Source organism: Sinorhizobium numidicum (genome assembly GCF_029892045.1).
Taxonomy (GTDB): Bacteria; Pseudomonadota; Alphaproteobacteria; order Rhizobiales; family Rhizobiaceae; genus Sinorhizobium; species Sinorhizobium numidicum.
The window spans coordinates 1,365,006-1,391,012 of sequence record NZ_CP120368.1 but is presented as its reverse complement, the minus strand read 5'-3'; the positions used below and the strand labels follow the sequence as shown (position 1 = coordinate 1,391,012).

Sequence of the window (26,007 nt, the reverse complement as noted above, 5' to 3'; positions counted from 1 at the left end):
AGAGAATGACGATGAATGTTGTAGTGGTGGAATCGCCTTCCAAGGCCAAGACGATCAACAAGTACCTGGGCCCCGGCTACAAGGTACTTGCTTCCTTTGGCCATGTGCGAGATCTGCCGGCGAAGGATGGTTCGGTCCGTCCGGATGAAGACTTCGAAATGTCTTGGGAAGTCGATGCCGCCTCCGCGAAACGGATGAAAGATATTGCCGACGCGGTGAAGTCGTCCGATGGTTTAATTCTTGCCACCGACCCCGATCGCGAGGGTGAGGCCATCTCCTGGCACGTGCTCGATCTGCTCAAGAAGAAGAAGGTCATCGGCGACAAGCCGGTCAAGCGCGTCGTCTTCAATGCGATCACGAAGAAGGCCGTGCTCGACGCAATGGCCGAGCCGCGCGACATCGACATTTCGCTGGTGGATGCCTATCTTGCCCGCCGCGCGCTCGACTATCTCGTCGGTTTCAACCTTTCGCCCGTCCTCTGGCGCAAGCTGCCGGGAGCTCGCTCGGCCGGACGCGTGCAATCGGTGGCGCTGCGCCTCGTTTGCGATCGCGAAGGGGAGATCGAACGCTTCGTTTCGGAAGAATACTGGAACATTTCGGCGCTTCTCAAAACGCCACGGGCCGATGAATTCGAAGCGCGCCTTGTCTCGGCGGAGGGCAAACGGCTGCAGCCAAAGGCGATCGGCAACAGCGAGGAGGCCAATCGGCTGAAGGCGCTGCTCGATGGCGCGACTTACGTGGTCGACAGCGTCGAAGCAAAGCCGGTCAAGCGCAATCCGTCGCCGCCCTTCACGACATCGACACTCCAGCAGGCGGCATCGTCAAAGCTGGGCTTTTCGGCATCGCGCACGATGCAGGTCGCGCAGAAGCTCTACGAAGGCGTCGACATCGGCGGAGAGATGGTCGGTCTCATCACCTATATGCGTACCGACGGCGTGCAGATGGCGCCGGAAGCAATCGATGCCGCACGCCGTGCGATCGGCAGCCAGTTCGGCGAACGCTACATGCCGGAAAAGCCGCGCTTCTATTCCACCAAGGCGAAGAACGCCCAGGAAGCGCACGAGGCCATCCGTCCGACGGATTTCAACCGCACGCCCGACCAGGTGCGCCGTTTTCTCGACGGCGACATGCTGAGGCTTTACGACCTCGTCTGGAAGCGCGGCATCGCCAGCCAGATGGCGTCTGCGGAGATCGAGAGGACGACTGCGGAGATTACCGCCGACAACGGCGGCAAGAGGGCCGGTCTGCGGGCGACCGGTTCGGTCATCCGCTTCGACGGCTTCATCGCCGCCTACACCGACATGAAGGAAGATGGCGAGCAGGCGGACGAGGGTGACGAAGGCGGTCGTCTGCCGGAGATCAACGCGCGCGAGGCTCTCGCCAAACAGAAGATCAACGCGACACAGCACTTCACCGAACCGCCGCCGCGCTATTCCGAAGCGACGCTGATCAAGAAGATGGAAGAGCTCGGCATTGGCCGCCCCTCCACCTATGCCGCGACAGTCACCACGCTCATCGACCGGGACTATGTCACGACCGACAAGCGCAAGCTGGTGCCGCAGGCCAAGGGCCGCCTCGTGACGGCATTCCTCGAGAGCTTCTTCACCCGCTATGTGGAATATGATTTCACCGCATCGCTCGAAGAAAAGCTCGATCAGATTTCCGCCGGCGAACTCAACTGGAAGGATGTTCTGCGCGAGTTCTGGAACGACTTCTTCTCCCAGATCGAGGACACAAAGGAGTTGCGCGTCACCAATGTGCTCGACGCGCTCAACGAAGAGCTGGCGCCGCTCGTCTTTCCAAAGCGGGAGGACGGCAGCGATCCACGCATCTGCCAGGTTTGCGGAACCGGCAAGCTTTCCCTGAAGCTCGGCAAATACGGCGCTTTCGTCGGCTGCTCAAATTACCCGGAGTGCAACTATACGCGCCAGCTTTCTTCCGAAAGCAACGGCGATGCGGAAGCGTCCGCGTCGAATGAGCCGCAGAGCCTCGGCAAGGATCCACATACGGGCGAAGAAATCACGCTGCGCAGCGGCCGCTTCGGGCCCTATGTGCAGCGTGGCGACGGCAAGGATGCGAAGCGGTCCAGCCTGCCGAAGGGCTGGACGCCCGTATCGATCGATCACGAAAAGGCCGTCGCCCTTCTTTCGCTGCCGCGCGACATCGGCCCACATCCGGAAACCGGCAAGATGATTTCTTCCGGACTCGGCCGCTATGGTCCGTTCCTTCTCCACAACGGCACCTATGCCAATCTGGACTCGATCGAGGATGTCTTCTCGATCGGGCTCAACCGTGCGGTTTCGGTGCTGGCCGACAAGCAGTCGAAGGCGGCCGGTGGCGGGCGCGGGCGTACGGGAGCGGCGGCTCTGAAGGAACTTGGCGAGCATCCCGATGGCGGTGCGATCACCGTGCGCGACGGACGCTTCGGCCCATACGTCAATTGGGGCAAGGTCAACGCGACCCTGCCGAAGGGCAAGGATCCGCAATCCATCAGCGTCGAAGAGGCGCTTGCCCTGATCGCCGAGCGCGCCGGCAAGGGCGGCGCAACGAAAAACGGCAAAACCAGATCGACTGCGGCGAAGACCACCAAGGCTTCCGCGAATGGTGCAGCAAAGAGTGCCAAAGCGAAGGCCGCGACCAAGGCTAAACCGAAGACGGCCGCAAAAGCCAAGAAGGACTGATGTTGACCAGAATTCCGCGCGACCCGACCGAACGGCCCGCAAAGGGCGCAGGCAAAAAGACCCAGCGCGCGGCCAAGGCGGCATCTGTCTCCGAAAAAGAACCGATCATTCACGGTGCGGTTCCGCCGCGCGACGTGCTCATGCGCTTCATCGCCGAAAACCCGCAGCAAGCTTCAAAACGGGAAATCGTCAAGGCATTCGGTCTTAAGGGGGAGGCCCGAGCCGAGCTCAAGGCCCTGTTGCGCTCGCTGGAGGAGGACGGTCTCGTCGAAAAGAAGCGCAAGTCGCTCGTCCGGCCGGGCAGCCTCCCGCCAGTCACCGTTCTCGACATCACCATACGCGACATTGACGGCGAACTGATCGGTCGGCCGGCGGAGTGGCTGGATGACGACGGCGTCGCGCCGGCGGTTCTTATCCGGCAGTCGGCAGTTGGCAAGGCGAAGGGCAAGACGCCGGTCGGCGGCCTCGGGGATCGGGTCCTCGCCAAGATCTTCCCCTCGAAGGACCGCGGCGGCCCGGCCTACACCGCACGCATCATCAAGGTGCTCGACAAGCGCAAGGATGCGGTGCTCGGCGTTTTCCGCGCCACCCCGGGCGGCGGTGGCCGGCTGATGCCGATCGACAAGCGCGGCGAGGAAGTTCTCGTCGACCCGGAGTTCACCGGCGAAGCCAAGGACGGCGATCTCGTCGAGGTACATCTTGCGCGGGTCGGACGCTACGGACTGCCGCGCGCGCAGGTGCAGACCGTCATCGGCTCGGTCGCCTCCGAGAAGGCGATCTCGATGATCGCCATTCACGCGCACGGAATCCCGCACATCTTTCCGCAACGCGTCCTCGATGAAGCCGAAGCGGCGACCCCTGCAACCATGGCCCATCGGGAGGACTGGCGCGCGCTGCCGCTCATCACGATCGACCCCGCAGACGCCAAGGATCACGACGATGCCGTTTATGCGGAGCCCGATCCTTCGCCGGATAATCCTGGCGGCGTGATCGTCACGGTCGCGATCGCCGACGTCTCCTGGTATGTGCGGCCGAAATCGGCGCTCGATAACGAGGCGTTGAAACGCGGAAATTCGGTCTATTTCCCCGACCGCGTCGTGCCGATGCTGCCCGAGCGCATTTCCAACGACCTCTGCTCGCTGAAGGAAGGCGTCGACCGTCCGGCACTGGCGGTGCGGATGCGCTTTTCGAAGGAAGGCCGCAAAGCGGGCCACACGTTCCACCGCATCATGATGCGGAGCGCCGCCAAGCTTTCCTACAGCCAAGCGCAAGCTGCGATCGACGGGGGCCCGGACGAGAAAACCGGCCCCATCCTGGAAACGATCCTGAAACCTCTGTGGGAGGCCTATCGCATCCTCGGTCACGGCCGGGAGCGGCGCCAGCCGCTCGAACTCGATCTACCTGAACGCAAGATCATCCTGAAGCCGGACGGCACTGTCGATCGCGTCTTCGTGCCGGACCGCCTTGATGCCCATAAGCTGATCGAGGAAATGATGATCCAGGCCAACGTCGCGGCAGCGGAAACGCTGGAGCAGAAGCGGCAGGTTCTGATCTACCGCGTCCATGACCAGCCCTCGCTTGCCAAGCAGGAAAGCTTGCGCGAGTTCCTTGCGACCCTCGACATCTCGCTCGCCAAGGGCGGCAGCATGCGATCGAACCATTTCAACGGGATTCTTTCGAAAGCCGACGGCAAGCCGTACGAGACGATAGTCAACGAGATGGTGTTGCGCTCGCAAAGTCAGGCCATCTACAGCCCGGAGAATATCGGCCATTTCGGGCTAAACCTGATGCGTTATGCACACTTCACCTCGCCGATCCGGCGTTATGCGGATCTGATCGTGCACCGCGCCCTGGTCGGAACGCTCGGCCTCGGTGAAGGCGGAATCACGCCGCAGGAAGAAGGCGTACTGGACGACATCGCGGCGGAAATCTCCACCTTTGAACGACGCGCGATGGCGGCGGAACGCGACACTGTCGATCGGCTCATCGCTCATCACCTGAACGGTCGTGTCGGCGAGGAATTCGACGGACGCGTTTCCGGCGTGATCAAGGCGGGACTTTTTGTCACCCTCCCCGCCTATGGTGCCGACGGCTTCATCCCTATATCTACGCTCGGGCGTGACTACTTCATTTACGACGAAGCGCACCAGGCCCTCTCCGGCGAAAAATCCGGACTTGGCTATCGGTTGGGCGACCCGGTGCGTGTCAAGCTTGTCGAAGCGGTACCGCTTGCCGGTGCGCTTCGCTTCGAGATGTTGAGCGAGGGGCGAAAAATGCCAGCGGCGACGCGCTCGTTCCATAAGGCGGGCCGCCGCGATCGCGCCGGCGCACGCAAGCGACCGGGCACGCGACCGCCACGCGGCGGGCGGTAATAATCGGCCGGCGGAGCTACTGCCCGTTCGAGACGAAGGAAATGACATGAAGGCAACCGCAACGGATATGCTTCAGCTCGGCGGAGCGCAGAAGGAAGAACGGCCTGTTGGCCGCTCGATCAAGCGCGGCTTTCTCGGAAGTTGCCCGGCCTGCGGCAGCGGACGCCTGTTTCGCAGCTTCATCAAATCGGTGGATGCCTGCAGCGCCTGTGGCGAGCGCATGGACCATCACCGCGCCGATGACTTCCCCCCTTATATCGTCGTCACGATCGTCGGCCACCTCGTACTCGGCGGCTACATGATGACGGACCTCGTGCTGCCGCTTTCGACATGGCAGCATTTGGCGATCTGGGCACCGGTCACGCTTGCAAGTTCGATAGGCCTGTTGCAACCGGTGAAGGGCGCAGTCATCGGGCTGCAATGGGCTTTGAAAATGCATGGGTTCGGCGGTGAGGAAGATAGGCCGGAAGACGTCTTGCCGAAGCGAGACCCTTCGGCATGATGCCGGAGCGCGGCAGCGCCAGTCTCCCCTCGCCTCCGTCTGAAACACCCAAGCGCTTGCCGGTAAGGCCGCGCGACGCGGCCTCGATCATGCTTCTTGACCGCTCAGGCGCACGCGTTCGCGTATTGGTCGGAAGACGCCACGGCGCCCATGCTTTCATGCCGGACCTTTACGTCTTTCCGGGTGGGCGCCGGGATCCTGGCGATCATCGGCTGGGATTTGCCAGCGATCTTCATCCAACGGTTTTGCGGACGCTCAAGACAAGCGAAGGACGCCCGATTACCGACGCACGCGCGCGGGCGCTCGCGATCGCTGCCGTAAGAGAACTCTACGAAGAGGCCGGCGTCAGCGTCGGCAGGCCGCATAAGCGGGCAGAGCCCATCCTTCCTTTTCTTCCCGATCTTGCAAACTTGCGCTATATGGCTCGGGCCATCACTCCTCCGGGACACCCGAGGCGGTTCGACACGCGTTTCTTCGCGCTTTTCGCGGACGAAGCCGACATCGACCCTTCGCTGGTGCTGGACAGCCGGGAGCTTCAGGATTTGCAGTGGATCGATGTGAACGATTTTTCGTCCCTCCGCATACCGGAGATCACCGCCATCATCCTCGCGGATCTGAAAAGCGGCCTCGAATCGGATCCCTCGCTTCCTCCTGAAAGGGCCGTACCGTTTTATTTCACGCGCCATGGGCGGTTCGTCCGCACGCTTCTCTAAGGATTCTTGCTGAATGTCAAAGCCGCCGTCCGGTACGCCTGCACCGGTTGACGAAATCCACTGGCCGTCGCTGATCGCGGCGGTCGCTGCGATCAGCGCCGTCGGCATCGCCATCGGCCTTGGTCTTCCGTTGCTCAGCATCATCATGGAGAAGCGCGGGATTCCCTCCACGCTGATCGGGTTGAATTCTGCCATGGCCGGTCTTGCCTCCATGGCCGCCGCTCCGTTCACGACGAAGTTCGCGCATCGTCACGGTGTCGCGCCGACGATGCTGCTGGCGATCGTCTTTGCGGCCGCCAGTGCGCTCGGCTTCTATTACATCACCGACTTCTGGCTCTGGTTCCCCTTGCGCGTGGTCTTTCACGGCGCGATCACCGTCCTCTTCATCCTCTCGGAGTTCTGGATCAATGCGACGGCGCCGCCCAATCGCCGCGGTTTCGTGCTCGGCATCTACGGCACCGTGCTCTCGCTCGGTTTTGCGAGCGGTCCCCTGCTCTTTTCCATTCTCGGCAGCGAAGGGATCCTGCCTTTCGCTGTCGGGGCGGGCGTGATCCTGCTTGCGGCCATACCGATCTTTCTCGCCCGCGACGAGAGCCCCGTCCTCGACGAGAAGCCGGACCGGCATTTCATGCGCTACGTTTTTCTGGTACCGACGGCGACCGCCGCCGTGTTCATCTTCGGCGCGGTCGAATCAGGCGGGCTCTCGCTCTTTCCGATTTTCGGCACGCGAGCGGGCTTCACCGAATCGCAAGCCGCGCTGTTGTTGACGGTGATGGGTGTGGGGAACTTCATCTTTCAGATCCCGATCGGCATGCTCTCCGACCGCGTGAAGGATCGCCGCACGCTTCTATCGGCGATGACGCTGATTGGACTCATCGGCGCCTTGTTTCTGCCGATGCTGGTTGAGAGCTGGATTATGATGGCGCTTGTGCTGTTGTTCTGGGGCGGGTGCGTTTCCGGTCTTTACACCGTCGGTCTCAGCCACCTCGGCTCTCGGCTTCAGGGCGCCGATCTTGCCGCTGCCAATGCCGCCTTCGTGTTCTCCTATGCCGTCGGAACCGTAGCGGGACCACAGGCGATCGGAGCGGCAATGGACGTCACCGGCAACGACGGTTTTGCCTGGGCTATCGCGGGCTTCTTCGGGCTTTATGTTGCGCTTTCCGTTGTGCGGATCGTTTTGAAGCCAAAACGGCCTTGACTTTTCGGTCGCGATTTGTAGTTTCGCGCCAACCTTGACCGTGGCCCGCAACCGGTTGTCCACGGCTTCCATTTTTGTAAAGGCAGGACGACCATGGCGAAAGCTACCACTATCAAGATCAAGCTGCTGTCGACGGCCGACACGGGTTTCTTCTACGTCACCACCAAGAATAGCCGTACGATGACGGAAAAAATGACGAAGACGAAATACGACCCGATCGCCAGGAAGCACGTCGAATTCAAGGAAGCGAAGATCAAGTAAGATCAGCGTTTCCATTCGTTCGGAGAGCGCCGACCGCAAGGTTCGGCGCTCTTTTTCGTTCAGCGCTGCCCCCAGTTGCTCGATCGATGCCGTGCGTCCTTTCACACGTACAAAGGTCGCTCAAATTGATTCCGACCCAAGAGAATCTTGCAGCAGAGCCGAAACGAAAAACGCCGCTTCTTTCGAAGCGGCGTTTTTGAAAGGGGGCCGGCTGGCTCCGGTTGCGGCACGAGGAATCCGCGGACACCGGAAGCCAGCCGGCCGACCCCACGACCCAGGAGATGCGGCGGACCTGAGCATCATGGGGTAACCGATTGATGGTGGAAGCTATACTTCCTTGCTTATCAGCATTGCCTGAAAATAAAAAAAAATCAACGGATTCTTAACCGCCGAAGCAAGGTTGCTCGGCGTTTGGTTAATTCTGTCTCGGATTCGGACAGAACCGAACCCGCCGCTTATGGAAATGCTTTGCCCCAGCATCAGCGATGCGGCAGAGAATACAACTTAAGAGAAGCTGCGCAAGGGCCGAGCACGCGTTTCGACAGTCGTGGGGTTCTCGAACTGGCGGCTTTCGGGGCGTCAGGCCGCCGCCGCGACAACGCGGTTTCGCCCGCTGTTCTTCGCCTGGTAAAGGGCCGTGTCAGCCCTCTTCAACAAAGCTTCTGCCGTATCGCCCTCCGGCCGCAGGCTGGCGATGCCGAGAGATGCGGTGACACTTAGAACCGTATCCGCCTGCGGGATGCCAAATCCGCGACTTTCAACCATAAGCCGAAGGCGCTCGGCGACTATTGCGGCCATCTCCGGCGTGGTATCCGGCATGACGATCACAAATTCCTCGCCGCCGAACCGGCACGCAAGGTCGGCTCCGCGCACGGTTGCGCGGACACGGCTGGCAAATTCCCGCAGCACCTCGTCGCCCGCGTCGTGGCCATAAGTGTCGTTAACCCGCTTGAAGCGGTCGATGTCGGTAATGCAGATGGAGAGCGGCCGTCCCCGCGCGGTCGCTCTATCCGTCAGCATCTTCAAATGACTGTCCAGATAGCGGCGATTGTGCAGTCCGGTGAGATCGTCCGTGATCGCCAGTTCGATCGTCTGCTGCACGCTCGCGCGCAGCTGGTCATTGCAATGCTTGCGCCGAATTTGCGTCAGAGAGCGAGCGACCAGCTCGTTGAGATCGACGGGGCGCATGATGTAGTCCGTCACACCCAGTTCAAGCGCCCGAACGATCATTTCGTCGCTCCCCTGCTCCGCGACGAGCAGGATCGGTATGAAGCGCGTGCGCTCGAGCGAGCGCAACTGCGAACACAAACGTAGTGGGTCGTAGCCATCGAAGTTCGCATTGACGATCACCAGATCGAAATTGCTCTCCGCCGCTTCGAACAGGGCGGCCTGAGGATCCGATGTGATCGAGACCTCTGCGATCGGTTTCAGGGCACGCAGAAGCCGCTCCTGGGATGAGGCGCGCCCATCGACCAACAGCACATTGCCGGGCTCGTCCGGACGATCGTGGCGGGCGAGTTCCTGCAGGCCGATCGTCTGCGCGGTCTGCGCCCTGAGGCGCAGCTCGTCGCTGACGTTTTTCAGCCGCACCAGACTTTTCACCCGCGACATCAGTTGCAGATCGTTGACCGGCTTGGTGAGGAAATCGTCCGCGCCCGCCTTCAATCCACGCACGCGATCGGACGGCTGATCCAGCGCGGTGACCATGACGACCGGAATATGCGCGGTTCGGCTGTTCGCCTTCAGTCTCGCGCACACCTCGAACCCGTCCATGCCCGGCATCATGATATCGAGCAGAACCAGATCGACCGATGTCTTTTCGCAGATCGCCAATGCCGAAGGCCCGTCTGCGGCCGTCAAGACGTCGAAATACTCAGCCATCAAGCGCGCCTCCAGGAGGGTGACATTGGCTGGTACGTCATCGACGACGAGGATACGCGCAGTCATATCAATTTTCCCGGAATTCAGGCATCGCCCAGGTAAGTCTTGATCGTTTCAATAAATTTTGGAACAGAAATCGGTTTGGAAACATAGGCTTCGCATCCACCTTGGCGGATGCGCTCCTCGTCGCCCTTCATGGCGAAAGCAGTCACGGCGATGACCGGAATGACATGAAGCTCGTCATCCTCCTTGAGCCATTTGGTAACTTCGAGGCCGGAAACTTCCGGGAGCTGGATGTCCATCAGAATAAGATCGGGCCGGTGCTTGCGCGCAAGCTCGAGCGCTTCCATGCCGTTGCGCGTCTGGATCGTCGCGTAGCCCGAAGCCTCAATCAGGTCGCGGAAGAGCTTCATGTTCAGCTCGTTGTCCTCAACAATCATCACCTGTTTGGGCATGTCGACCCCTTGCTGTCCGCCGCCTTGCAAGTCCCTCGGAGACATATAAGTTTCACGATCAGCGACTCGACCCATTTCCGTAGTTGCCAGGCTAACGCTATTTGGTTGAAAAATAGGTAATTCCCGCCGCAAAATGAAAAGAGGTTCAATGCCATGAAGGGCGCTGATGAAACGGCAATCGCCATTCTCGGCTGGCTTGCAGACGAGCAGGAACTCATGTCGCGCTTCCTGACGCTGACGGGCACCGACGCGGCCTCGCTACGCACGGCGATCGGTGAGCCAGGCTTCATGGGTGGGCTGGTCGCCTTTCTCATGGACCACGAGCCGACGCTGATGTCCTTCTGTGCGGCAACGCAAACGCCTCCGGAAGAGGTGGTGCGGGCATACCAGGCGCTCTCCGGCCCCATGGATTTTGACGGCGACTGATCATGCCCACGTCCCGAGGCATTCATCTCAGCGATCGTCCGCTGATCGTTAGTGATGTCGACGAGCTCGTTCTTCACTGCATTAGGTCCAATCGCATCAGGGGCCTCCCATCCTTCCGGCGGGCGACGATCTCGAAGCCCGCAGCATCGAAGATCGCCGTCGAGCCTGTGCAGAGCACGACTGATTTCGATTGTTTCGCATGATCGATCGGGCACGCGTCGAGATAGCGGGCACCCCCGGCACGTGCATGGTCGATGGCGGCGGCGAGCATGCTGCGACTCAATCCCTTGCCGCGCAGCGGCGACAACAGGAAAAGGCAGCTCAGTGCCCAAACAGTTTCGTCCTCTGCCTCGCGATCCTCGAGCGGCCGCGAGACCGTGCGCGGCGAATTGAATTGGGGAACGTCATGGCGTGGTCCGACCTGAACCCAGGCAACGGGCGCTCCCTCACGGTAACCGAGAATGCCGGGCGGCGGGCCGGTTTCGATCCGATTTTTGATGAAGTCCTTGCGTTCCGCAGCCGACATTTTGGTACGAATGGCATGCGGCAGGCGCAAGGCCGCGCACCAGCAGCCGCAGAATGCTCCCTGGGGACCAAAGAGCTGCTCGAAATCCCGCCAGCGATCCGCTGTCACCGGAGCAAACTGTAGGGCATTATCCAAACTCGCCTCCGACCGCCGCCTTGAGACTCAATAGCGTAGAGCGTAAAGTCGCCACGTTCAACATTTGTTCCGGATATGCCCGACAGCGCTGCATCGATTCCTGGGTTCTGCCGAGACTGCCTCAAGGAACAAACCTCCGGGGCGCGACGCTGCCTGGCCTGCGGCAGCCCCCGACTTCTCCGCCATCCGGAACTCCGCAGCCTGAGCCTGGCCCATATCGATTGCGACGCCTTTTATGCCTCGGTCGAGAAGCGCGACAATCCGGAACTCGCGGATAAGCCGGTGATCATCGGCGGCGGCAAACGTGGCGTCGTTTCCACCGCCTGTTATATCGCCCGGATCAACGGCGTCCGCTCGGCCATGCCGATGTTCAAAGCTCTGGAAGCCTGCCCACAGGCGGTGGTGATCAAGCCGGACATGGAGAAATATTCGCGCGTCACGCGGGAAGTGCGAGCGATGATGCTGGAATTGACTCCGCTCGTCCAGCCGCTCTCCATAGACGAGGCATTTCTCGATCTCAGCGGCACGGAACGGCTTCATCATGATGCGCCTGCTCGCACCCTTGCCCGCTTTGCCAGACGCATAGAGCAGGAAGTCGGCATCACCGTCTCTGTGGGGCTCTCCTACTGCAAGTTCCTTGCCAAGGTCGCCTCCGACCTGCAGAAGCCGCGCGGCTTTTCCGTCATCGGCCAGGCCGAAGCGGTGGACTTCCTGAAGGAGCGGCCTGTTACACTGATCTGGGGCGTCGGCAAGGGCTTTGCCACGACGCTGGAGCGGGACGGCATCCGCACGATCGGCCAGTTGCAGACGATGGAGGAGGCCGATCTCATGCGCCGCTACGGCACGATGGGACAGAGGCTCTATCGGCTTTCCCGAGGGCTCGACGAGAGGACGGTCGAGACGAACGGTGAAGCGAAGAGCGTGTCCTCCGAGACGACCTTCAACGCGGATATTTCGCGTCCCGAAGAACTCATTGCGCATCTCAGACGACTGAGCGAACAGGTCGCGCTGCGCCTACGCAAGTCGGCGCTTGCAGGACAAACCGTCGTGCTCAAGCTCAAGACTGCCGATTTCAAGAGCCGCACCCGCAACCGTCGTCTGGACAGCCCAACGCGCCTTGCGGACCGCATTTTCCGCACTGGGCTGCGACTGCTCGAAAAGGAGGTCGACGGAACGAAATACAGGTTGATCGGCATCGGTGTCAGCGACCTCTCGGATCCGGCTCGCGCCGACCCGCCGGACCTTGTGGATCCGCTGGCGACGAGACGGGCGGCCGCGGAGGATGCGATCAACAAGCTGCGCGACAAATTCGGCAAAACGAGCGTCGAAACCGGATATACCTTCGGCCATCGCCGACGTGATCGGTAGTTTATGAGGCCCTGCTCGCTACGGCATGATTCCTCGAATTGGAAGGATGAAATCATGCACACTTCAAGTGCTACAGCGCCTTTGCGCGTGAAAAAAGCACGGCGCTGTAGCCTCGCCTGCCTGTGATCCAATTCCTTAAATATTGAGCGATACCCTCGTTCGACAACTCGGGCGTGTTCCGCTTTCGGCCCGTCTTAGGGAAGCGGATGAGGCGCTCTGATCGAAGGTGCGGCCGTTGCGCGCTCATGGACGTACGGCGCTCCAGTGTCGGATGAGGGTAGGTTTTGCGTTTCACTCTCAGGGTCGGGTTTGCCGTTCTGTTCATGTCATCGCCGGCAGCAGTTGCCGGCGGGACCAAGGCGCCATTGCAGATTATCGTTTCGACGGAGCAGCAATCCCTCGTCGTCTATGACGGCGACACCATTGTCGCCACGTCGAAAGTTTCCACCGGGAAAGCCGGTCACGGAACGCCAACAGGCATCTTTTCGATCCTCGAAAAGCGCCGGAAACACCAGTCCAACATCTATTCGAATGCGCCGATGCCGTTCATGCAAAGGCTGACCTGGTCCGGGATCGCGCTCCATGGCTCGAACCACGTGCCGGATTATCCCGCGTCGCATGGCTGCGTGCGGCTCCCGAGCAAGTTCGCCGCCAATCTCTTCAAGATGACCGTCCATGGGATGCACGTCCTGATATCGGATCGTCAGGTGACACCTGCCGCGGTGTCGAGTGCGGTGCTCTTCCAACCGAAACAGTCACGACAGCATGAACTGCCGCCGCTGTCGGACGTTCCTCTGCGCCCGTCGATCGGCCAACTCCATAACAATGCCGTCGAGGTGGCGATGACCGTCAAGCCTCCGGCCCCGGCCGCCTCCGCCGAAGAGCAGGCGGCGATCCGCATCCTGATCACCAGACGCGGGATGCGCGAGACCGTACGCGACCTCCAGGTCCTTTTGAACATGCTTGGCCACGAGGCGGGCTTGGCAGATGGTCTTAGCGGCCCGGCGACGCTCGCAGCGATCCGCGCATTTCAAACGGCGGAACGGCTACCCGCGGATGGCAAAATAACGCCGGAACTGATCGAGGCCGTATTTCGCAAGGCCCAACGTGAAATGCCGCCGAACGGTGTTCTTCGCGTACGCCGGCAATTTCAGCCACTCTTTGAAGCTGGCGTCACCATCGACAAACCCGAAGCGGCACTCGGAACGCATTTTCTGCAGTTCCAAAATTTCGACGCCAAGACCGGAGAGGGCAAATGGTTCGGCGTTTCCCTCGAAAACGAGCTGCCGAAAGCGACGAGAAAACGGCTCGGCATCACGGCCGATGCGGATCCGCCAGCCTCCAATAGCCTGCAGCAAAGCCTCAGCCGTATCGGCATCCCCGATGACGTCCGTAAGCGTATTGCAGGTCTTCTCGCCAACGGCTCGTCGCTGTCGATCTCCGATACAGATTCCGGCCTGGAAACCGGCGAGGGCACGGACTTCATCACCATCACAAGAACGGTGACAGGCGGCTGACTCCCCTGCCCCGATCATGGCTGAAGGGTCTAGACAAGTTCGACGTCGACAACGCCGGGCGCGGAGCGAAGTGCGGCGGCGATCTCGGGCGAGATCCGATATTTCTCGCTGAGTTCGACCTCGATCTCCCGCTGGCCGTTATCCTTGATGACGACAAAGGAAACGAGACTGTCGCCCTTGGTATTCAGATGGGAGGCTATCGAGCGGAGGGGTCCGGCGTCGCGTACATAGACGCGCAGCGCCTTCTGCATCTGCAGCGATTCCTCTTCTAGAGATCGCAAGGTTTGTATGCGAAGGCCAATGCCCTCCGGCCGCTCTTCCGCCGCCACGGTCATCACCAGCGATTTGCCGGGTTCCAGCAGGTCGCGGTACTGGTGCAGCATCTCCGAAAAGAGCACGGCTTCAAACTGGCCCGAAGCGTCCGAGAAGGCGACTATACCCATTTTGTTGCCGGTGCGCGTCTTGCGCTCCTGTTTCGACGTCACTGTTCCCGCAAGCCTGCCTGCCGTCGCCCCCTGTTTCACAGCCGCGGCAAAATCCGCAAACGTTTGCACGCGCATCTTCGCCAGCAGTTTGTTGTAGGTATCGAGCGGATGGGCGGAAAGGTAGAAGCCCAGGACCTGAAACTCCCGGTGCAATTTCTCCGAGGCGAGCCAGGGCGTGTAGGCAGGCAGAGCGATCTTTTCCGGCCCGGTCGCAGCGCCGGCACCGAACATGTCGCTCTGCCCGCTCACCTTGTTTTCCTGGGCGCGCTGGGCGAAGCCAAGTATCCGGTCAAGCCCTCCGATCAGCTCGGCCCGGTCATATCCGAAGCAATCGAAAGCGCCGGCGGCAATCAGGCTTTCGAAAACACGCCTGTTCAAGAGTTTGGGATCAATCCTGAGGCAGAAATCCTCAAGGCTGGCGAAGGGGCGATCGCCGCGAACCGCAACGATGTGCTCGACCGCCGATTCGCCCACGCCCTTGATCGCGGCGAGCGAATAATAGATGCGATTGTCGCCGGTCTCGAAATGGCGGAAGGAGCTCTGCACCGAGGGGGCACTCACTTGAATGCCGAGGCGCATCGCGTCTTGACGGAAGTCGTTGATCTTATCCGTGTTCGACATGTCGAGCGTCATGGAGGCAGCTAGAAACTCGACCGGATAGTGCGCCTTCATATAGGCGGTCTGGTAGGAAACGATGGCGTAGGCTGCCGCATGCGACTTGTTGAAGCCGTAGTTCGCGAACTTCGCGAGAAGATCGAAAATCAGATCGGCCTGCGGCTTCGACACGCCGTTCTTGACGGCGCCGTCGACGAAGCGGGCACGCTGCTGGTCCATCTCCGCCTTGATCTTCTTGCCCATCGCGCGGCGCAGAAGGTCGGCCTCGCCGAGCGAATAGCCCGAGAGCACCTGGGCGATCTGCATCACCTGTTCCTGGTAGACGATAACCCCCTGCGTTTCCTTGAGCAGATAGTCGATCTTCGGATGGATCGATTCGATCTCTTCCTCGCCGTGCTTGCGGGCATTGTAGACCGGGATGTTTTCCATCGGGCCGGGGCGGTAGAGCGCAACCAGCGCAATGATGTCCTCGATGCAGTCGGGACGCATGCCGATCAGCGCCTTGCGCATGCCGGCGCTTTCCACTTGGAACACGCCGACCGTTTCGCCGCGCGACAGCATCTCATAAGTCTTCGTGTCGTCGAGCGGGATGCTCGCGAGATCGATGTGAATCCCGCGCTTGGCGACGAAATCGACCGCGGTCTTCAGGACCGTCAGTGTCTTTAAGCCGAGGAAGTCGAATTTGACGAGCCCGGCCTGCTCCACCCATTTCATGTTGAACTGGGTAACCGGCATGTCGGAACGCGGATCGCGGTACATCGGCACCAGTTGCGACAGAGGCCGGTCGCCGATAACGATGCCGGCCGCATGCGTCGAGGCGTGGCGGTAGAGGCCCTCAATCTTCTGCGCTATGTCAAGAAGCCGAGCGACAACCGGCTCCTTTTCCGCCTCCTCCTGCAGCCGCGGCTCCTCTTCAATCGCCTTCGAAAGTGGCGTCGGGTTCGCCGGGTTGTTCGGCACGAGCTTGCAGATCTTATCGACCTGGCCATAGGGCATTTCGAGCACCCGACCGACGTCGCGCAGGGCTGCACGCGCCTGCAGTGAACCGAAGGTGATGATCTGGGCTACCTGCTCACGACCGTATTTTTTCTGGACGTAGCGGATGACTTCTTCGCGGCGATCCTGGCAGAAGTCGATATCAAAGTCTGGCATCGACACGCGTTCCGGGTTGAGGAACCGCTCGAACAGCAGTGAGAAACGCATCGGATCGACGTCGGTGATCGTCAGCGCATAAGCAACCAGCGATCCGGCGCCCGAGCCGCGGCCGGGGCCGACCGGAATATCATGCTGCTTGGCCCATTTGATGAAGTCCGAAACGATCAGGAAATAGCCCGGAAACTTCATCCGCTCGATAACGCCGAGTTCGAAAGCCAGCCGCTCCCGATAATCCTCCTCCTTGTAGCCGGGCGCCATGCCAAGCTTTGCCAGACGATTCTCGAGCCCCTCCTCCGCTTGGCGGCGCAACTCCGCAGCTTCGGCGCGCCCGGCCTCCTCCGGATCGTCCGATGCACCGGTAAAGCGCGGCAGGATCGGACCGCGGGTTTTCAGTATAAACGAGCAGCGGCGGGCGATTTCGACAGTGGTTTCCAGCGCTTCGGGCAGATCGGCGAACAGAGCCGCCATCTCCTTGCGGCTCTTCAGGTAATGATCGGGCGTCAGGCGGAAACGGCTGTCGTCGGACACCATTGCGTTATGGGCGACGGCCATCAGCGCATCATGAGCGTCATAATCGGACGGCGATGGAAAGAAGGGTTCGTTGGTCGCGACGAGAGGAACATCAAGCCGATAGGCAAGATCGATCATGCGATTTTCGTGACGACGATCAAAGTTGCCATGCCGCTGCAACTCTACGTAAAGCCGATTGCCGAAAAGCTCGATCAATGCCTTCAGGCGCGCTTCAGCCAGGGCCGGCGAGCCCGCCTTGAGCGCCATGTCGACCGGGCCGCCGCCGGCGCCGGTCAGCGCCATCAACCCATCCGTACCGCCATCGGCGAGCCACGAGCGTGTTATGCGCACCGCATGACTGCCTTCGCCATCTAGGTAAGCGCGGCTGACAAGATCCACAAGGCGAACATAGCCCTCATCCGTCGCGGCGATCAAAACGACCGCGGGAAGCCTTGCGAGATGCTGACTGTGGCCGCGTCGCTCGCCTTCCGCCTCATCCTCCATGTCGATCGACAGTTGGCAGCCAATGATCGGCTGCAACCCGTCTTCCGCGGCCTTCTGCGAAAACTCAAGGGCAGCGAATAGATTGTTGGTGTCGGCAATACCAATCGCAGGCTGGTCGTCCGCGACAGCCTTGCCGATGATCTTCTTCAGCGGCAGGGCGCCTTCGAGCAGCGAAAATGCCGAATGCACGCGCAGATGAACGAACTGCGGATCTGCTGCACCCGTCACGCCCTGCCCAACGCCTTCATCACTTGCCATCGCCGCACTCCGATTCCTGTCCAGTGCGGAGGATATCCCGTTTCCGTTCCCTGCTGTCCAGCCTTACGACGAGCACAGGGCGTTTTTTGCCGGCCTGAAAATTGCCCGCGTTCCGGCGAGCAGCGATCACATGCTGAGTGCAATCACCGAAATGCTTGCGATGAAAAGGCTCATCGATGCGAAGGCGGCAAGATCACGAACGAAATCAGTCATAACATGGCTCCTTTTCCGCTAGTGTTCCCTTTTTGTTCTTTTTTCGTTCAATAGTCAAGCAAGCGCGCATAAAAGACCCGCTATTCAGCAACTATGGTTAACGCGCGCGCATGCGCCAGCTAATCCGGCTTGCCGTGCATACGGCCTGCAAGCCATGGCGGCCCGGATCGAATCAATCCAAAATCGTGAAAGCGATCGAAACCCAGCCGCGAAGATGCGGGATGCGCGCGGCGAATTATCCATGCTCTCTTCGTTCTGCTCTTAAGAACACTGCATCTCAGGGAGTCCCAATGCAAAAACGTCTGATTTCCGCCTTTCTCCTTTTGCTGCTGCCCTCCCCCGGATTTGCCGCCGAGCCTATAGACCCGGCCCGAATCGTCTCTGCCGCAACGGGTGATTGGGACAAGAATGGAGCAAGCGATCTGGCACTTCTCGTAGCGCCTGCCGACGGCAGCGACGAGGACAATGCCATCTATCTCTATCTTAGCAATGAGGTCGGCAGGCTCACGTTGAAGTCGCAGATACCCAACAAAGTATGGGGAACGTTCGAACTCTATGGCCAGGCGCCATCGATTACTGGCCTGTCGAACGGCTCGATACAGATCACATCGCACAATGACGCTATCGGCCGTGAACGCTGGGAACAAAAGCTCACGATCGCCTTTCGCAAATCCGATTTCGTCGTCGCCGGCTACACCTACTCGTCCTACGACACGCTCGACCCCAATGCCACAATGCAATGCGATTTCAGCGTATTGAGTGGCAAAGGAACGAGAAACAACAAGCCGATCACCGCCAGAGGCGCGACCGTTTTGCTCAAGGACTGGAGTGACGACATCGGTCAGAAGGCTTGCGGTGCCGAGTAAAACTTCCGCTATTTGTTCCCTATTTGTTCTTTACACGCGGAGGATGTTGCGGCATCTTGCGCGCGGAGATCGAGGAAACATCATGGTCAGCATCGAAGAACTCAGGGACTTCGTCGTCGAAGCCAAGTCGAAGACGTATGTGGGCAATGGCACGATGCTTCCGGCCTGCCGGCCAGGCTCCAACGATATCGGCCATGAACGCGGCGCATGGCGCTATCTCGATAGCTATTTCGGCGGGACCGATTTCGCCGGCCAGGAAACCGTCTGGCACGACGGGAAACCCCGATGGGCGATGAACTATTTCGGCCGCATCGTCCGCCCGGATCTGATCGACGCGCAAAGAACCGGCATCATCATCAAGGCAGCACTTCAGGCGATGTACCGCGAGAAAGGCCATTTCCTCGGCGGCATGGCGTATCAGCACGCTTATGGATGCTACATCGACAGCAGCAGCGGCGAGACCGAGCATTTTTCCGGACGCGAGACGATCTTCGTCGATGGCGAGGAAGCCTATGAGCTTAATTATCGCGGCGGGCTCATCGTTCCCTGATCAGGCAGCAAATCAAAATGCTACCGCGACCTTTACGCCTCTGAACAGTCGCGGCGCCTTCGAGCTATTTCATTTCGACGACCTTGCCGTCCTCGATCGTCACGCGACGGTCCATCAGGGAGGCCAGTTCGTGATTGTGGGTGGCGATCAGCGCAGCCAGCCCCGACTGACGCGCCAGCGCCTCCAGTGCTTCGAAGACATAGCCGGCGGTCTCGGGATCGAGGTTGCCGGTCGGCTCATCAGCCAGGAGAACAAGCGGCGCATTTGCCACCGCCCGTGCGATCGCGACGCGCTGCTGCTCGCCGCCGGAAAGCTCGGTCGGACGATGCGCGGCGCGGTGGCTGATGCGCATGTAGTCGAGCAGGGCCTTTGCCCTTTCCGCCGCCTCCGCCTTGGACAGACCGGCGATCAACTGCGGCATCATGATGTTTTCGAGCGCGGAGAATTCCGGCAGGAGGTGATGGAACTGGTAGACGAAACCGATCTCATTGCGACGGATCGCCGTTCGCCGATCATCGCTGAGCCCGTTGCAGGCGATGCCGTTCACGATCACCTCGCCTGCATCCGGATGTTCAAGCAGACCGGCAATGTGAAGCAGCGTCGACTTGCCCGTACCCGACGGCGCAACGAGCGCAACCGTCTCGCCGCCCTTCAAGGTGAAATCCGCTCCTTTGAGGATCGAAAGGAAGGTGTCGCCCTGTCCATAGTGCCGCTCGATACCGGTGAGCTGCAGTGCCACGCGCGCATTCATTCAGTTCTTGTCCTTGTTATTCGTACCGCAAGGCCTGCACCGGATCGAGGCGCGAGGCGCGCCAGGCCGGAAAGATCGTGGCAAGGAAGGAAAGCGCGATTGCCATCACGACGACGGAGATGGTCTCGTCGGCATTCATGTCCGCTGGAAGCTGGCTCAGGAAGTAGAGCTCCGGATTGAAGAGCGTCTCGCCCGAGGCCCAGGAAAAGAACTGGCGAATGGACTCGACGTTGAGGCAGACGACAATTCCGAGCAGCACACCCGCAACCGTCCCGGCGACGCCGATCGCGGCGCCGGTCATGAAGAAAATGCGCATCACCGATCCGGATGTCGCACCCATGGTGCGCAGGATTGCGATGTCGCTGCCCTTGTCCTTGACCAGCATGATCAGACCCGAAACGATGTTCAGCGCCGCGACGAGGACGATCAGGGTGAGGATCATGAACATCACGTTGCGCTCCACCTGGAGCGCCGAAAAGAAGGTCTTGTTGCGGTCTCGCCAGTCGGTAATGAAGATTTGTCGACCGGCCGCATCTTCGATGGGCTTGCGCAAGGTATCGACGGCATCCGGACGTTCGGCGAAAATTTCGATGGACTGGACGAGGCCTTCGGCGTTGAAGTAGAGCTGGGCTTCCTCGAGCGGCATGAAGATGATCGTCGCGTCATATTCGGACATGCCGATCTCGAAGATCGCCGAAACCGTGTAGGCCTTGACGCGCGGGTTCATTCCCAACGGGGTCACGTCACCGTTCGGCGAGGTCAGCGTGATCGTACCGCCGACGCGGATTCCCAATTGTTCGGCCATCCGGGAGCCGATCGCGACGCCGCTGCCCGACGCAAAGCCGACGAGATCGCCCGACTGGATATGCTCCGAGATGGATTTCATCTTCATGAGGTCGTCGGCGCGGATGCCGCGAACGAGAGCACCCGTCGAGGCATCGCCGATGCCCTGCGCGAGAACCTGCCCCTCGACCATCGGGATCGCCATCGTTACGCCTGGAACCGCGGAGAACTTGGTGGCCAGATCGGCATAATTGGTGAGCGGACCATCGAGCGGCTGAACGATCATATGCCCGTTCATGCCGAGGATGCGGGAAATGAGCTCAGTGCGGAAACCGTTCATCACCGCCATGACGATGATCAGCGTTGCCACACCGAGCATGATGCCGATGAAGGAAAAGCCGGCGATGACCGAGATGAACGCTTCTTTTCGCCGTGAGCGCAGGTAGCGCCAGGCAACCATGCGTTCGAAAGCGGAAAAAGGACGGCCGGAAGATATTCCAGACTGAGCGGCAGCCTGCACCTGCTCTTCCGTGGCCGCGGTCATCTTCGTTCCCTTCGCTTTATCTCGTCGCAATCAGCTTGTTGATCGCGGCATCAATCGTCATCGTCTCGCGCTCACCGGTTTTGCGGTCCTTGATCTCGACTTCGCCATTGGCAACCGAACGCGGCCCGACGATGATCTGCACCGGAACGCCGATGAGGTCGGCAGTCGCGAACTTCGCTCCGGCGCGATCGTCCGTGTCGTCCAGAAGGACGTCGAATCCCGCCTTGCCGAGATCGGAGTAGAGCGTGCCGCAGGCAGCATCGCAAGCGGCATCCCCCGCTTTCATGTTGATGACGACCATATCGAAGGGTGCGATCGCCTTCGGCCAGATGATACCGTTATCGTCATGTGAGGCTTCGATGATCGCAGGCACGAGGCGGGTCGGGCCGATGCCGTAGGAACCCATGTGCACCGCGTGTTCCTTGCCGTCAGGTCCGAGCACCTTGGCCCCCATCGCCTCGGAATATTTGGTACCGAAATAGAAGATATGGCCGACCTCGATGCCGCGCGCCGACAGGCGCTGGTCCTCCGGAACAGCGTTGAAGGCTGCCTCGTCATGCATTTCCGAAGTCGCCGCGTAGCGCGACGTCCACTTGTCGAAGATCGCCTTCAGGCCGACGACGTCGTCGAAATTCGTGTCTTCGCCCGGAACGTCAAAACTGAGGAAATCCTCGTGGCAGAACACCTCGGACTCGCCGGTATCTGCGAGAATGATGAATTCATGGCTCAGATTGCCGCCGATCGGACCGGTATCGGCCCGCATCGGAATGGCGCGCAGGCCCATGCGGTCGAAGGTGCGCAGGTAAGCGGCGAACATCCTTATATAGGCATGCTCCGCTCCCTCCCGGTCGAGATCGAACGAGTAGGCATCCTTCATCAGGAACTCGCGCGAGCGCATGGTGCCGAAGCGCGGGCGGATTTCGTCGCGGAACTTCAACTGGATGTGATAGAGATTGAGCGGCAGGTTACGATAGGACTTCACGTAGGCGCGGAATACGTCCGTGATCATCTCCTCGTTCGTCGGGCCGTAAAGCATCGGCCGGTCCTGCCGATCCTTGATGCGCAGCATCTCCTTGCCATAGGCGTCGTAGCGCCCGCTCTCCTGCCACAGCTCCGCGGATTGCAAGGTCGGCATCAGCAGTTCGATCGCACCGGAACGGTTCTGCTCCTCGCGGATGATCGCGTTCACCTTCTCGAGCACGCGCTTGCCGAGCGGCAACCATGTATAGATGCCGGCCGATTGCTGCCGGATCATGCCCGTCCTCAGCATTAGGCGATGGGAAACGATTTCCGCTTCCTTCGGGTTTTCCTTCAAGATGGGCATGAAAAAGCGGGACAGGCGCATGACGGTTTCCAGAACTGGTGAATTTCGCACTATCGATGGATTCGGGCGAAATGACGTTGTGCTTGGGCTACTCTCTTCGCCTGCGAACAGGAAAGGGCAGCTGTTGCCTTTGAAATCGGGCTCTTGATTTTCCTGCCGAGATCGCCGGCGGGAAGCTTTCGAGTTAAGCGTTCATAGCCGCTTCGCGCACGGAAGAAAACCCTGCCGCAGCGGAAGAGAGCCGTGGAAGGATCGATCCTTGAGGAGGAAACGCGGGGCCGCACCCTGCGTCAAAAGAGCACGTTAGTAACAGGACGAAGACGGTAGCTGTCAACGGGAAAATTTTGCCAGACTGTAGCAAAAATGCAAAAAAAGCAGATGACAGCGCCCAATGTTTGAGCTAATTTCGGCTCACAAAACAGGCAAGAAGACCAAATTCCTGCCGAAATTCGCGGTCAAGTCTTGGGAGGATAAGATCTTAGGCGCGCTTGTCGCTGCCGCCGGAAACGGATTAAAGATCACGCGAAACTTAGAAAACAAGGCTTTGGCCTTGTTTTTTTTTGCTTTTCGCGATCGCCTTCCAACGAATCATCCCACCGAATTCGCCAATTTGATGACTGTCAAGAGAGGCCTTATGCCCCGCCTCGGCATAACGCCTCTCTTGCCTGCCGCGACCGCCGGCACCCGCTGATGACACTGGAGGGTGCGGCGACGAGCATTTGCCCGCTGGCATGATTTTTGCTCTGAGTGGCCGTTCAATAGAACTCCGGTGCGAAGCGCGGTATGGCATCGATGCCGTATCCGAGCCTCACTGAAACGATATACCAGCCGAGGTGTATGGCAGCGGCGATGATGGTGGTGAGAACAACGACGCGCAAAGCGCGGAACCGCGCAGGAGCGCTCTCGACGCTGCCCGGCACGACATCGTTCTCTTCGGCCTGAGTCCTGACCCCCAGCGGCAGCACCGCGAAAAGCGTCAGCCACCAAATGATGAAGTAGATGGCAAAGGTCGAAAAAGCGGACATTGCGGAAATCCCGTGTCTCAATTGGAAGCATTACCGCGAGCTTTGTGCGTCTGAAAAGACCCACGGCGCTGTAGACAGCTGCCGAGGCGATCTCGCCTGCGTTATAGCCCCGCGCGGCGCGGCCGGCAATTACAGCGCCATGCGTCTTTTCAGACGCACAAAGCTCGCTGTAACACTTTGAACTGCTGCATGTTTTTATCCTAAATCGGCTCCGACTTAAGGAAAACCTGCAGTAAATCGAGCGCGCCCGACTGTCACACTTCTTCCAGTTCGATCAAGGTACCCTGGAAGTCCTTTGGGTGGAGAAAGAGAACGGGCTTACCATGAGCACCGATCTTCGGCGTTCCGTCGCCAAGCACGCGCGCCCCTGCCTGCTTCAGCCGGTCACGTGCCCCAATGATATCCGCCACCTCGTAGCAGATGTGGTGGATGCCGCCGGCCGGATTTTTGGCAAGGAAAGCGGCGATCGGTGATGCGTCGCCGAGCGGTTCCAGCAATTCCACCTTCGTGTTCGGAAGCGTGACGAAGACGACGGTAACACCGTGTTCGGGAAGCGCTTGCGGCGCTGTGACATCGGCGCCCAGCATCGAGCGATAGCTGTCGGCGGCCGCCGATAGGTCCGGCACGGCGATCGCTACGTGGTTCACTCTTCCGAGCATCGATCCCTTCCCTCCCCTTCATCGACGGCCACCAGGCCATCGTCAGGGGAATCAGACTTTGGTGACAAAGACGGTCACCAGCGGCTTCTTGCCCCAAACCTGATTGGCGGTGCTGCGCACGGCGCGCCGGACTGCTTCCTGGAGTGTCGAAAGGTCCTTCCGCTTTGCCCGTGGAATGCTCTCCACAGCGCCGAGCACGGCGTCGTAAAGCGTATCGTCCATGTCCTCGCCCTCGTCGTCGAACTCCGGAAGTCCGATCGGAACCACAACGGGATCGCCGAGGAAATCATAACGATTATCGAGCACCACGTTAACGGAAACATGGCCCGCGAAGGAGAGCTTGCGGCGCTCGCCGATTCCCATCTCGTCGAAATCACCGATCAGCGTTCCATCCTTGTAGATGCGGCCGTGCGGCGCCTGGTCGATGACTTCCGCCGGTCCTGGCGCAAGGCGTAGCATTTCACCGTTACGCAATCGCGGCACGCTGGGGATGCCGGAATGCCGCGCCAGCTCGGCATGTGCCGTCAGATGAGCCGCCTCGCCGTGTACGGGCACGACGATCTGCGGCTTGAGCCATTGATATATCTGCTGAAGCTCGTTGCGGCGCGGATGACCGGAGACGTGCACCAGCGCCTCACTGTCGGTAATGATGTGGACACCCTGCTCGATCAAGCCGTTTTTGATATCGTTGATCGCCTTTTCGTTGCCGGGGATGGTGCGTGACGAGAAGACAATGGTGTCGCCGGCGGAAAACGCAACATTGCGCATCTCGTCGCGGGAAAGCTTGGCAAGTGCGGCCCGCGCCTCTCCCTGGCTGCCCGTCAGGATAACGACAGCCTTGTCGCGCGGAATATATCCGAATTCATCCTCTGCGAGGAAAGGCTTCAGTCCTTCCATGAGCCCGAGGTCCCTGGCGACGTTGACGACGCGTTTCATCGAGCTGCCAAGCAGGAGAACCTCTCTGCCCGCTGCCTCGGCGGCTTCAGCAATGGAGCGAATACGACCGACGTTCGAAGAAAACGTAGTAATGCCGACACGACCTTCCGCGTCGGCAATGATCTTGGCGAGGCTTTCGGAAACTTGTCTCTCCGAGGGCGACACACCGTCACGCAGCGCATTGGTAGAATCGCAGACGAGGGCCAACACGCCTTCCTCGCCGATCTTACGAAAGCGCGCCTCGTCGGTAACAGGCCCGAGCGACGGCTCCAGATCGATCTTCCAGTCACCGCTGTGCACGACTGTGCCCAGCGGCGTGCGGATAACGAGCGACATCGGTTCCGGGATCGAATGGTTGACGCCGACTGCCTCGATACTGAAGGGACCCACATTAATGCGGTCCCCCTGCTTGAAAATGGTGACCGGGATCTCGCCACGGCCCCTCTCGAAATCGCGCTTGGCCTCAAGCATGCCGGCGGTGAAGGGGGAGGCGTAGACGGGAACGTTCAGACCCGGCCACAAATCGTTCAGTGCACCGTAGTGGTCTTCATGCGCATGCGTAATGATGATCGCCTTCAGATTGCGGCGCTCCTCGGCGAGGAAGGCGATATCGGGCAAGACCAGTTCGACACCCGGCAACTCCGGTCCGGGAAAGGTGACGCCGCAGTCGACCATAATCCATTGGCGATTGCCTGGCCGCCCATAGCCGTAAAGGCCGAGGTTCATGCCGATTTCGCCCACGCCGCCAAGCGGCAAGAAAACCAATTCTTCTTCCTGCGCCATTGTGCGCCTCT

At 60.2% G+C, this 26,007-nt stretch carries 22 protein-coding genes; 12 read left to right on the top strand and 10 right to left on the bottom strand.

The window, feature by feature from the left end; translation table 11 throughout:
• Window positions 1-11: 11 nt before the first annotated feature.
• The 6 genes from topA (at window position 12) to rpmG (ending at window position 7,727) form a co-directional block, all read left to right on the top strand.
• Window positions 12-2,681, top strand: coding sequence for a type I DNA topoisomerase (topA, locus tag PYH37_RS17730; RefSeq protein WP_280732781.1), 2,670 nt, complete (start codon window positions 12-14; stop codon window positions 2,679-2,681).
• A 2-nt stretch (window positions 2,682-2,683) separates the two neighbouring features.
• Window positions 2,684-5,053, top strand: coding sequence for a ribonuclease R (rnr, locus tag PYH37_RS17725; RefSeq protein ID WP_280736082.1), 2,370 nt, complete (start codon window positions 2,684-2,686; stop codon window positions 5,051-5,053).
• A 46-nt stretch (window positions 5,054-5,099) separates the two neighbouring features.
• A complete protein-coding gene (locus PYH37_RS17720) occupies window positions 5,100-5,555 on the top strand; it encodes a DUF983 domain-containing protein (protein WP_280732780.1) in 456 nt (151 codons plus the stop codon).
• 89 nt (window positions 5,556-5,644) lie between these two features.
• On the top strand, window positions 5,645-6,268 hold the full coding sequence (locus tag PYH37_RS17715) for an NUDIX hydrolase (protein WP_280736081.1): 624 nt from the start codon (window positions 5,645-5,647) through the stop codon (window positions 6,266-6,268).
• A 13-nt stretch (window positions 6,269-6,281) separates the two neighbouring features.
• Window positions 6,282-7,466, top strand: coding sequence for an MFS transporter (locus PYH37_RS17710; protein WP_280732779.1), 1,185 nt, complete (start codon window positions 6,282-6,284; stop codon window positions 7,464-7,466).
• Between the two features lie 93 nt (window positions 7,467-7,559).
• Window positions 7,560-7,727, top strand: a complete 168-nt coding sequence (gene rpmG, locus PYH37_RS17705; RefSeq protein WP_280732778.1) for a 50S ribosomal protein L33 — start codon at window positions 7,560-7,562, stop codon at window positions 7,725-7,727.
• A 579-nt stretch (window positions 7,728-8,306) separates the two neighbouring features.
• Here the strand turns inward: rpmG and PYH37_RS17700 are convergent.
• Both PYH37_RS17700 and PYH37_RS17695 read right to left on the bottom strand, forming a co-directional pair.
• Window positions 8,307-9,674 carry a PleD family two-component system response regulator gene (locus tag PYH37_RS17700; RefSeq protein ID WP_280732777.1) on the bottom strand — a complete coding sequence of 456 codons (1,368 nt, stop codon included), beginning with the start codon at window positions 9,672-9,674 and terminating at the stop codon, window positions 8,307-8,309.
• 17 nt (window positions 9,675-9,691) lie between these two features.
• Window positions 9,692-10,063, bottom strand: a complete 372-nt coding sequence (locus PYH37_RS17695; protein WP_003537642.1) for a response regulator — start codon at window positions 10,061-10,063, stop codon at window positions 9,692-9,694.
• A gap of 153 nt (window positions 10,064-10,216) precedes the next feature.
• Between PYH37_RS17695 and PYH37_RS17690 the strand changes: the two genes are divergently transcribed.
• Entirely contained in the window at window positions 10,217-10,489 is a 273-nt protein-coding gene (locus PYH37_RS17690; RefSeq protein ID WP_280732776.1) for a DUF3572 domain-containing protein, read from the top strand.
• 73 nt (window positions 10,490-10,562) lie between these two features.
• Here PYH37_RS17690 and PYH37_RS17685 read toward each other — a convergent pair whose 3' ends face one another.
• The gene (locus PYH37_RS17685) at window positions 10,563-11,150 is read right to left on the bottom strand and encodes a GNAT family N-acetyltransferase (RefSeq protein WP_280732775.1); all 588 of its coding nucleotides are present in this window, start codon (window positions 11,148-11,150) and stop codon (window positions 10,563-10,565) included.
• Between the two features lie 75 nt (window positions 11,151-11,225).
• Between PYH37_RS17685 and PYH37_RS17680 the strand changes: the two genes are divergently transcribed.
• Both PYH37_RS17680 and PYH37_RS17675 read left to right on the top strand, forming a co-directional pair.
• A complete protein-coding gene (locus PYH37_RS17680; RefSeq protein WP_280732774.1) occupies window positions 11,226-12,518 on the top strand; it encodes a DNA polymerase IV in 1,293 nt (430 codons plus the stop codon).
• 284 nt (window positions 12,519-12,802) lie between these two features.
• On the top strand, window positions 12,803-14,035 hold the full coding sequence (locus PYH37_RS17675; protein ID WP_280732773.1) for a L,D-transpeptidase family protein: 1,233 nt from the start codon (window positions 12,803-12,805) through the stop codon (window positions 14,033-14,035).
• 29 nt (window positions 14,036-14,064) lie between these two features.
• On the opposite strand, the gene dnaE is transcribed toward PYH37_RS17675, so the two are convergent.
• Window positions 14,065-17,562, bottom strand: coding sequence for a DNA polymerase III subunit alpha (dnaE, locus tag PYH37_RS17670; protein WP_280732772.1), 3,498 nt, complete (start codon window positions 17,560-17,562; stop codon window positions 14,065-14,067).
• Window positions 17,563-18,065: 503 nt separating this feature from the next.
• Between dnaE and PYH37_RS17665 the strand changes: the two genes are divergently transcribed.
• Complete coding sequence (locus PYH37_RS17665) at window positions 18,066-18,641, top strand: hypothetical protein (RefSeq protein ID WP_280732771.1); 576 nt, start codon at window positions 18,066-18,068, stop codon at window positions 18,639-18,641.
• Window positions 18,642-18,723: 82 nt separating this feature from the next.
• Window positions 18,724-19,191 carry a DUF5680 domain-containing protein gene (locus PYH37_RS17660; RefSeq protein WP_280732770.1) on the top strand — a complete coding sequence of 156 codons (468 nt, stop codon included), beginning with the start codon at window positions 18,724-18,726 and terminating at the stop codon, window positions 19,189-19,191.
• Between the two features lie 64 nt (window positions 19,192-19,255).
• Here the strand turns inward: PYH37_RS17660 and PYH37_RS17655 are convergent, their stop codons facing one another.
• The 3 genes from PYH37_RS17655 to proS are packed head-to-tail and all read right to left on the bottom strand — an operon-like array spanning window position 19,256 to window position 22,614.
• Window positions 19,256-19,942: an ABC transporter ATP-binding protein gene (locus tag PYH37_RS17655; RefSeq protein WP_280732769.1), complete on the bottom strand. Its 687-nt coding sequence runs from the start codon at window positions 19,940-19,942 to the stop codon at window positions 19,256-19,258.
• Between the two features lie 16 nt (window positions 19,943-19,958).
• A complete protein-coding gene (locus PYH37_RS17650) occupies window positions 19,959-21,269 on the bottom strand; it encodes a lipoprotein-releasing ABC transporter permease subunit (RefSeq protein WP_280732768.1) in 1,311 nt (436 codons plus the stop codon).
• A 16-nt stretch (window positions 21,270-21,285) separates the two neighbouring features.
• Window positions 21,286-22,614, bottom strand: a complete 1,329-nt coding sequence (proS, locus tag PYH37_RS17645; protein WP_280732767.1) for a proline--tRNA ligase — start codon at window positions 22,612-22,614, stop codon at window positions 21,286-21,288.
• A gap of 370 nt (window positions 22,615-22,984) precedes the next feature.
• On the opposite strand from proS, the gene PYH37_RS17640 reads away from it, so the two are divergent.
• Window positions 22,985-23,284: a hypothetical protein gene (locus PYH37_RS17640; RefSeq protein WP_280732766.1), complete on the top strand. Its 300-nt coding sequence runs from the start codon at window positions 22,985-22,987 to the stop codon at window positions 23,282-23,284.
• A 64-nt stretch (window positions 23,285-23,348) separates the two neighbouring features.
• Here the strand turns inward: PYH37_RS17640 and PYH37_RS17635 are convergent, their stop codons facing one another.
• The 3 genes from PYH37_RS17635 to PYH37_RS17625 all read right to left on the bottom strand — a co-directional run bounded on the left by PYH37_RS17635 (window position 23,349) and on the right by PYH37_RS17625 (window position 25,996).
• Window positions 23,349-23,618 carry a DUF1467 family protein gene (locus PYH37_RS17635; protein WP_280732765.1) on the bottom strand — a complete coding sequence of 90 codons (270 nt, stop codon included), beginning with the start codon at window positions 23,616-23,618 and terminating at the stop codon, window positions 23,349-23,351.
• A gap of 254 nt (window positions 23,619-23,872) precedes the next feature.
• Window positions 23,873-24,277 carry a methylmalonyl-CoA epimerase gene (gene mce, locus PYH37_RS17630; protein ID WP_280732764.1) on the bottom strand — a complete coding sequence of 135 codons (405 nt, stop codon included), beginning with the start codon at window positions 24,275-24,277 and terminating at the stop codon, window positions 23,873-23,875.
• A 51-nt stretch (window positions 24,278-24,328) separates the two neighbouring features.
• Window positions 24,329-25,996 carry a ribonuclease J gene (locus tag PYH37_RS17625; protein ID WP_280732763.1) on the bottom strand — a complete coding sequence of 556 codons (1,668 nt, stop codon included), beginning with the start codon at window positions 25,994-25,996 and terminating at the stop codon, window positions 24,329-24,331.
• Window positions 25,997-26,007 lie beyond the last annotated feature (11 nt).

Coding starts and splice junctions, on each gene's coding strand:
- topA (WP_280732781.1), top strand. CDS start 12: ATGAATGTTGTAGTGGTGGAATCGCCTTCCAAGGCCAAGACGATCAAC.
- PYH37_RS17720 (WP_280732780.1), top strand. CDS start 5,100: ATGAAGGCAACCGCAACGGATATGCTTCAGCTCGGCGGAGCGCAGAAG.
- PYH37_RS17715 (WP_280736081.1), top strand. CDS start 5,645: ATGCTTCTTGACCGCTCAGGCGCACGCGTTCGCGTATTGGTCGGAAGA.
- PYH37_RS17710 (WP_280732779.1), top strand. CDS start 6,282: ATGTCAAAGCCGCCGTCCGGTACGCCTGCACCGGTTGACGAAATCCAC.
- rpmG (WP_280732778.1), top strand. CDS start 7,560: ATGGCGAAAGCTACCACTATCAAGATCAAGCTGCTGTCGACGGCCGAC.
- PYH37_RS17700 (WP_280732777.1), bottom strand. CDS start 9,674: ATGACTGCGCGTATCCTCGTCGTCGATGACGTACCAGCCAATGTCACC.
- PYH37_RS17695 (WP_003537642.1), bottom strand. CDS start 10,063: ATGCCCAAACAGGTGATGATTGTTGAGGACAACGAGCTGAACATGAAG.
- PYH37_RS17690 (WP_280732776.1), top strand. CDS start 10,217: ATGAAGGGCGCTGATGAAACGGCAATCGCCATTCTCGGCTGGCTTGCA.
- PYH37_RS17680 (WP_280732774.1), top strand. CDS start 11,226: ATGCCCGACAGCGCTGCATCGATTCCTGGGTTCTGCCGAGACTGCCTC.
- dnaE (WP_280732772.1), bottom strand. CDS start 17,562: ATGGCAAGTGATGAAGGCGTTGGGCAGGGCGTGACGGGTGCAGCAGAT.
- PYH37_RS17665 (WP_280732771.1), top strand. CDS start 18,066: ATGCAAAAACGTCTGATTTCCGCCTTTCTCCTTTTGCTGCTGCCCTCC.
- PYH37_RS17660 (WP_280732770.1), top strand. CDS start 18,724: ATGGTCAGCATCGAAGAACTCAGGGACTTCGTCGTCGAAGCCAAGTCG.
- PYH37_RS17655 (WP_280732769.1), bottom strand. CDS start 19,942: ATGAATGCGCGCGTGGCACTGCAGCTCACCGGTATCGAGCGGCACTAT.
- PYH37_RS17650 (WP_280732768.1), bottom strand. CDS start 21,269: ATGACCGCGGCCACGGAAGAGCAGGTGCAGGCTGCCGCTCAGTCTGGA.
- proS (WP_280732767.1), bottom strand. CDS start 22,614: ATGCGCCTGTCCCGCTTTTTCATGCCCATCTTGAAGGAAAACCCGAAG.
- PYH37_RS17640 (WP_280732766.1), top strand. CDS start 22,985: ATGTTTGAGCTAATTTCGGCTCACAAAACAGGCAAGAAGACCAAATTC.
- PYH37_RS17635 (WP_280732765.1), bottom strand. CDS start 23,618: ATGTCCGCTTTTTCGACCTTTGCCATCTACTTCATCATTTGGTGGCTG.
- mce (WP_280732764.1), bottom strand. CDS start 24,277: ATGCTCGGAAGAGTGAACCACGTAGCGATCGCCGTGCCGGACCTATCG.
- PYH37_RS17625 (WP_280732763.1), bottom strand. CDS start 25,996: ATGGCGCAGGAAGAAGAATTGGTTTTCTTGCCGCTTGGCGGCGTGGGC.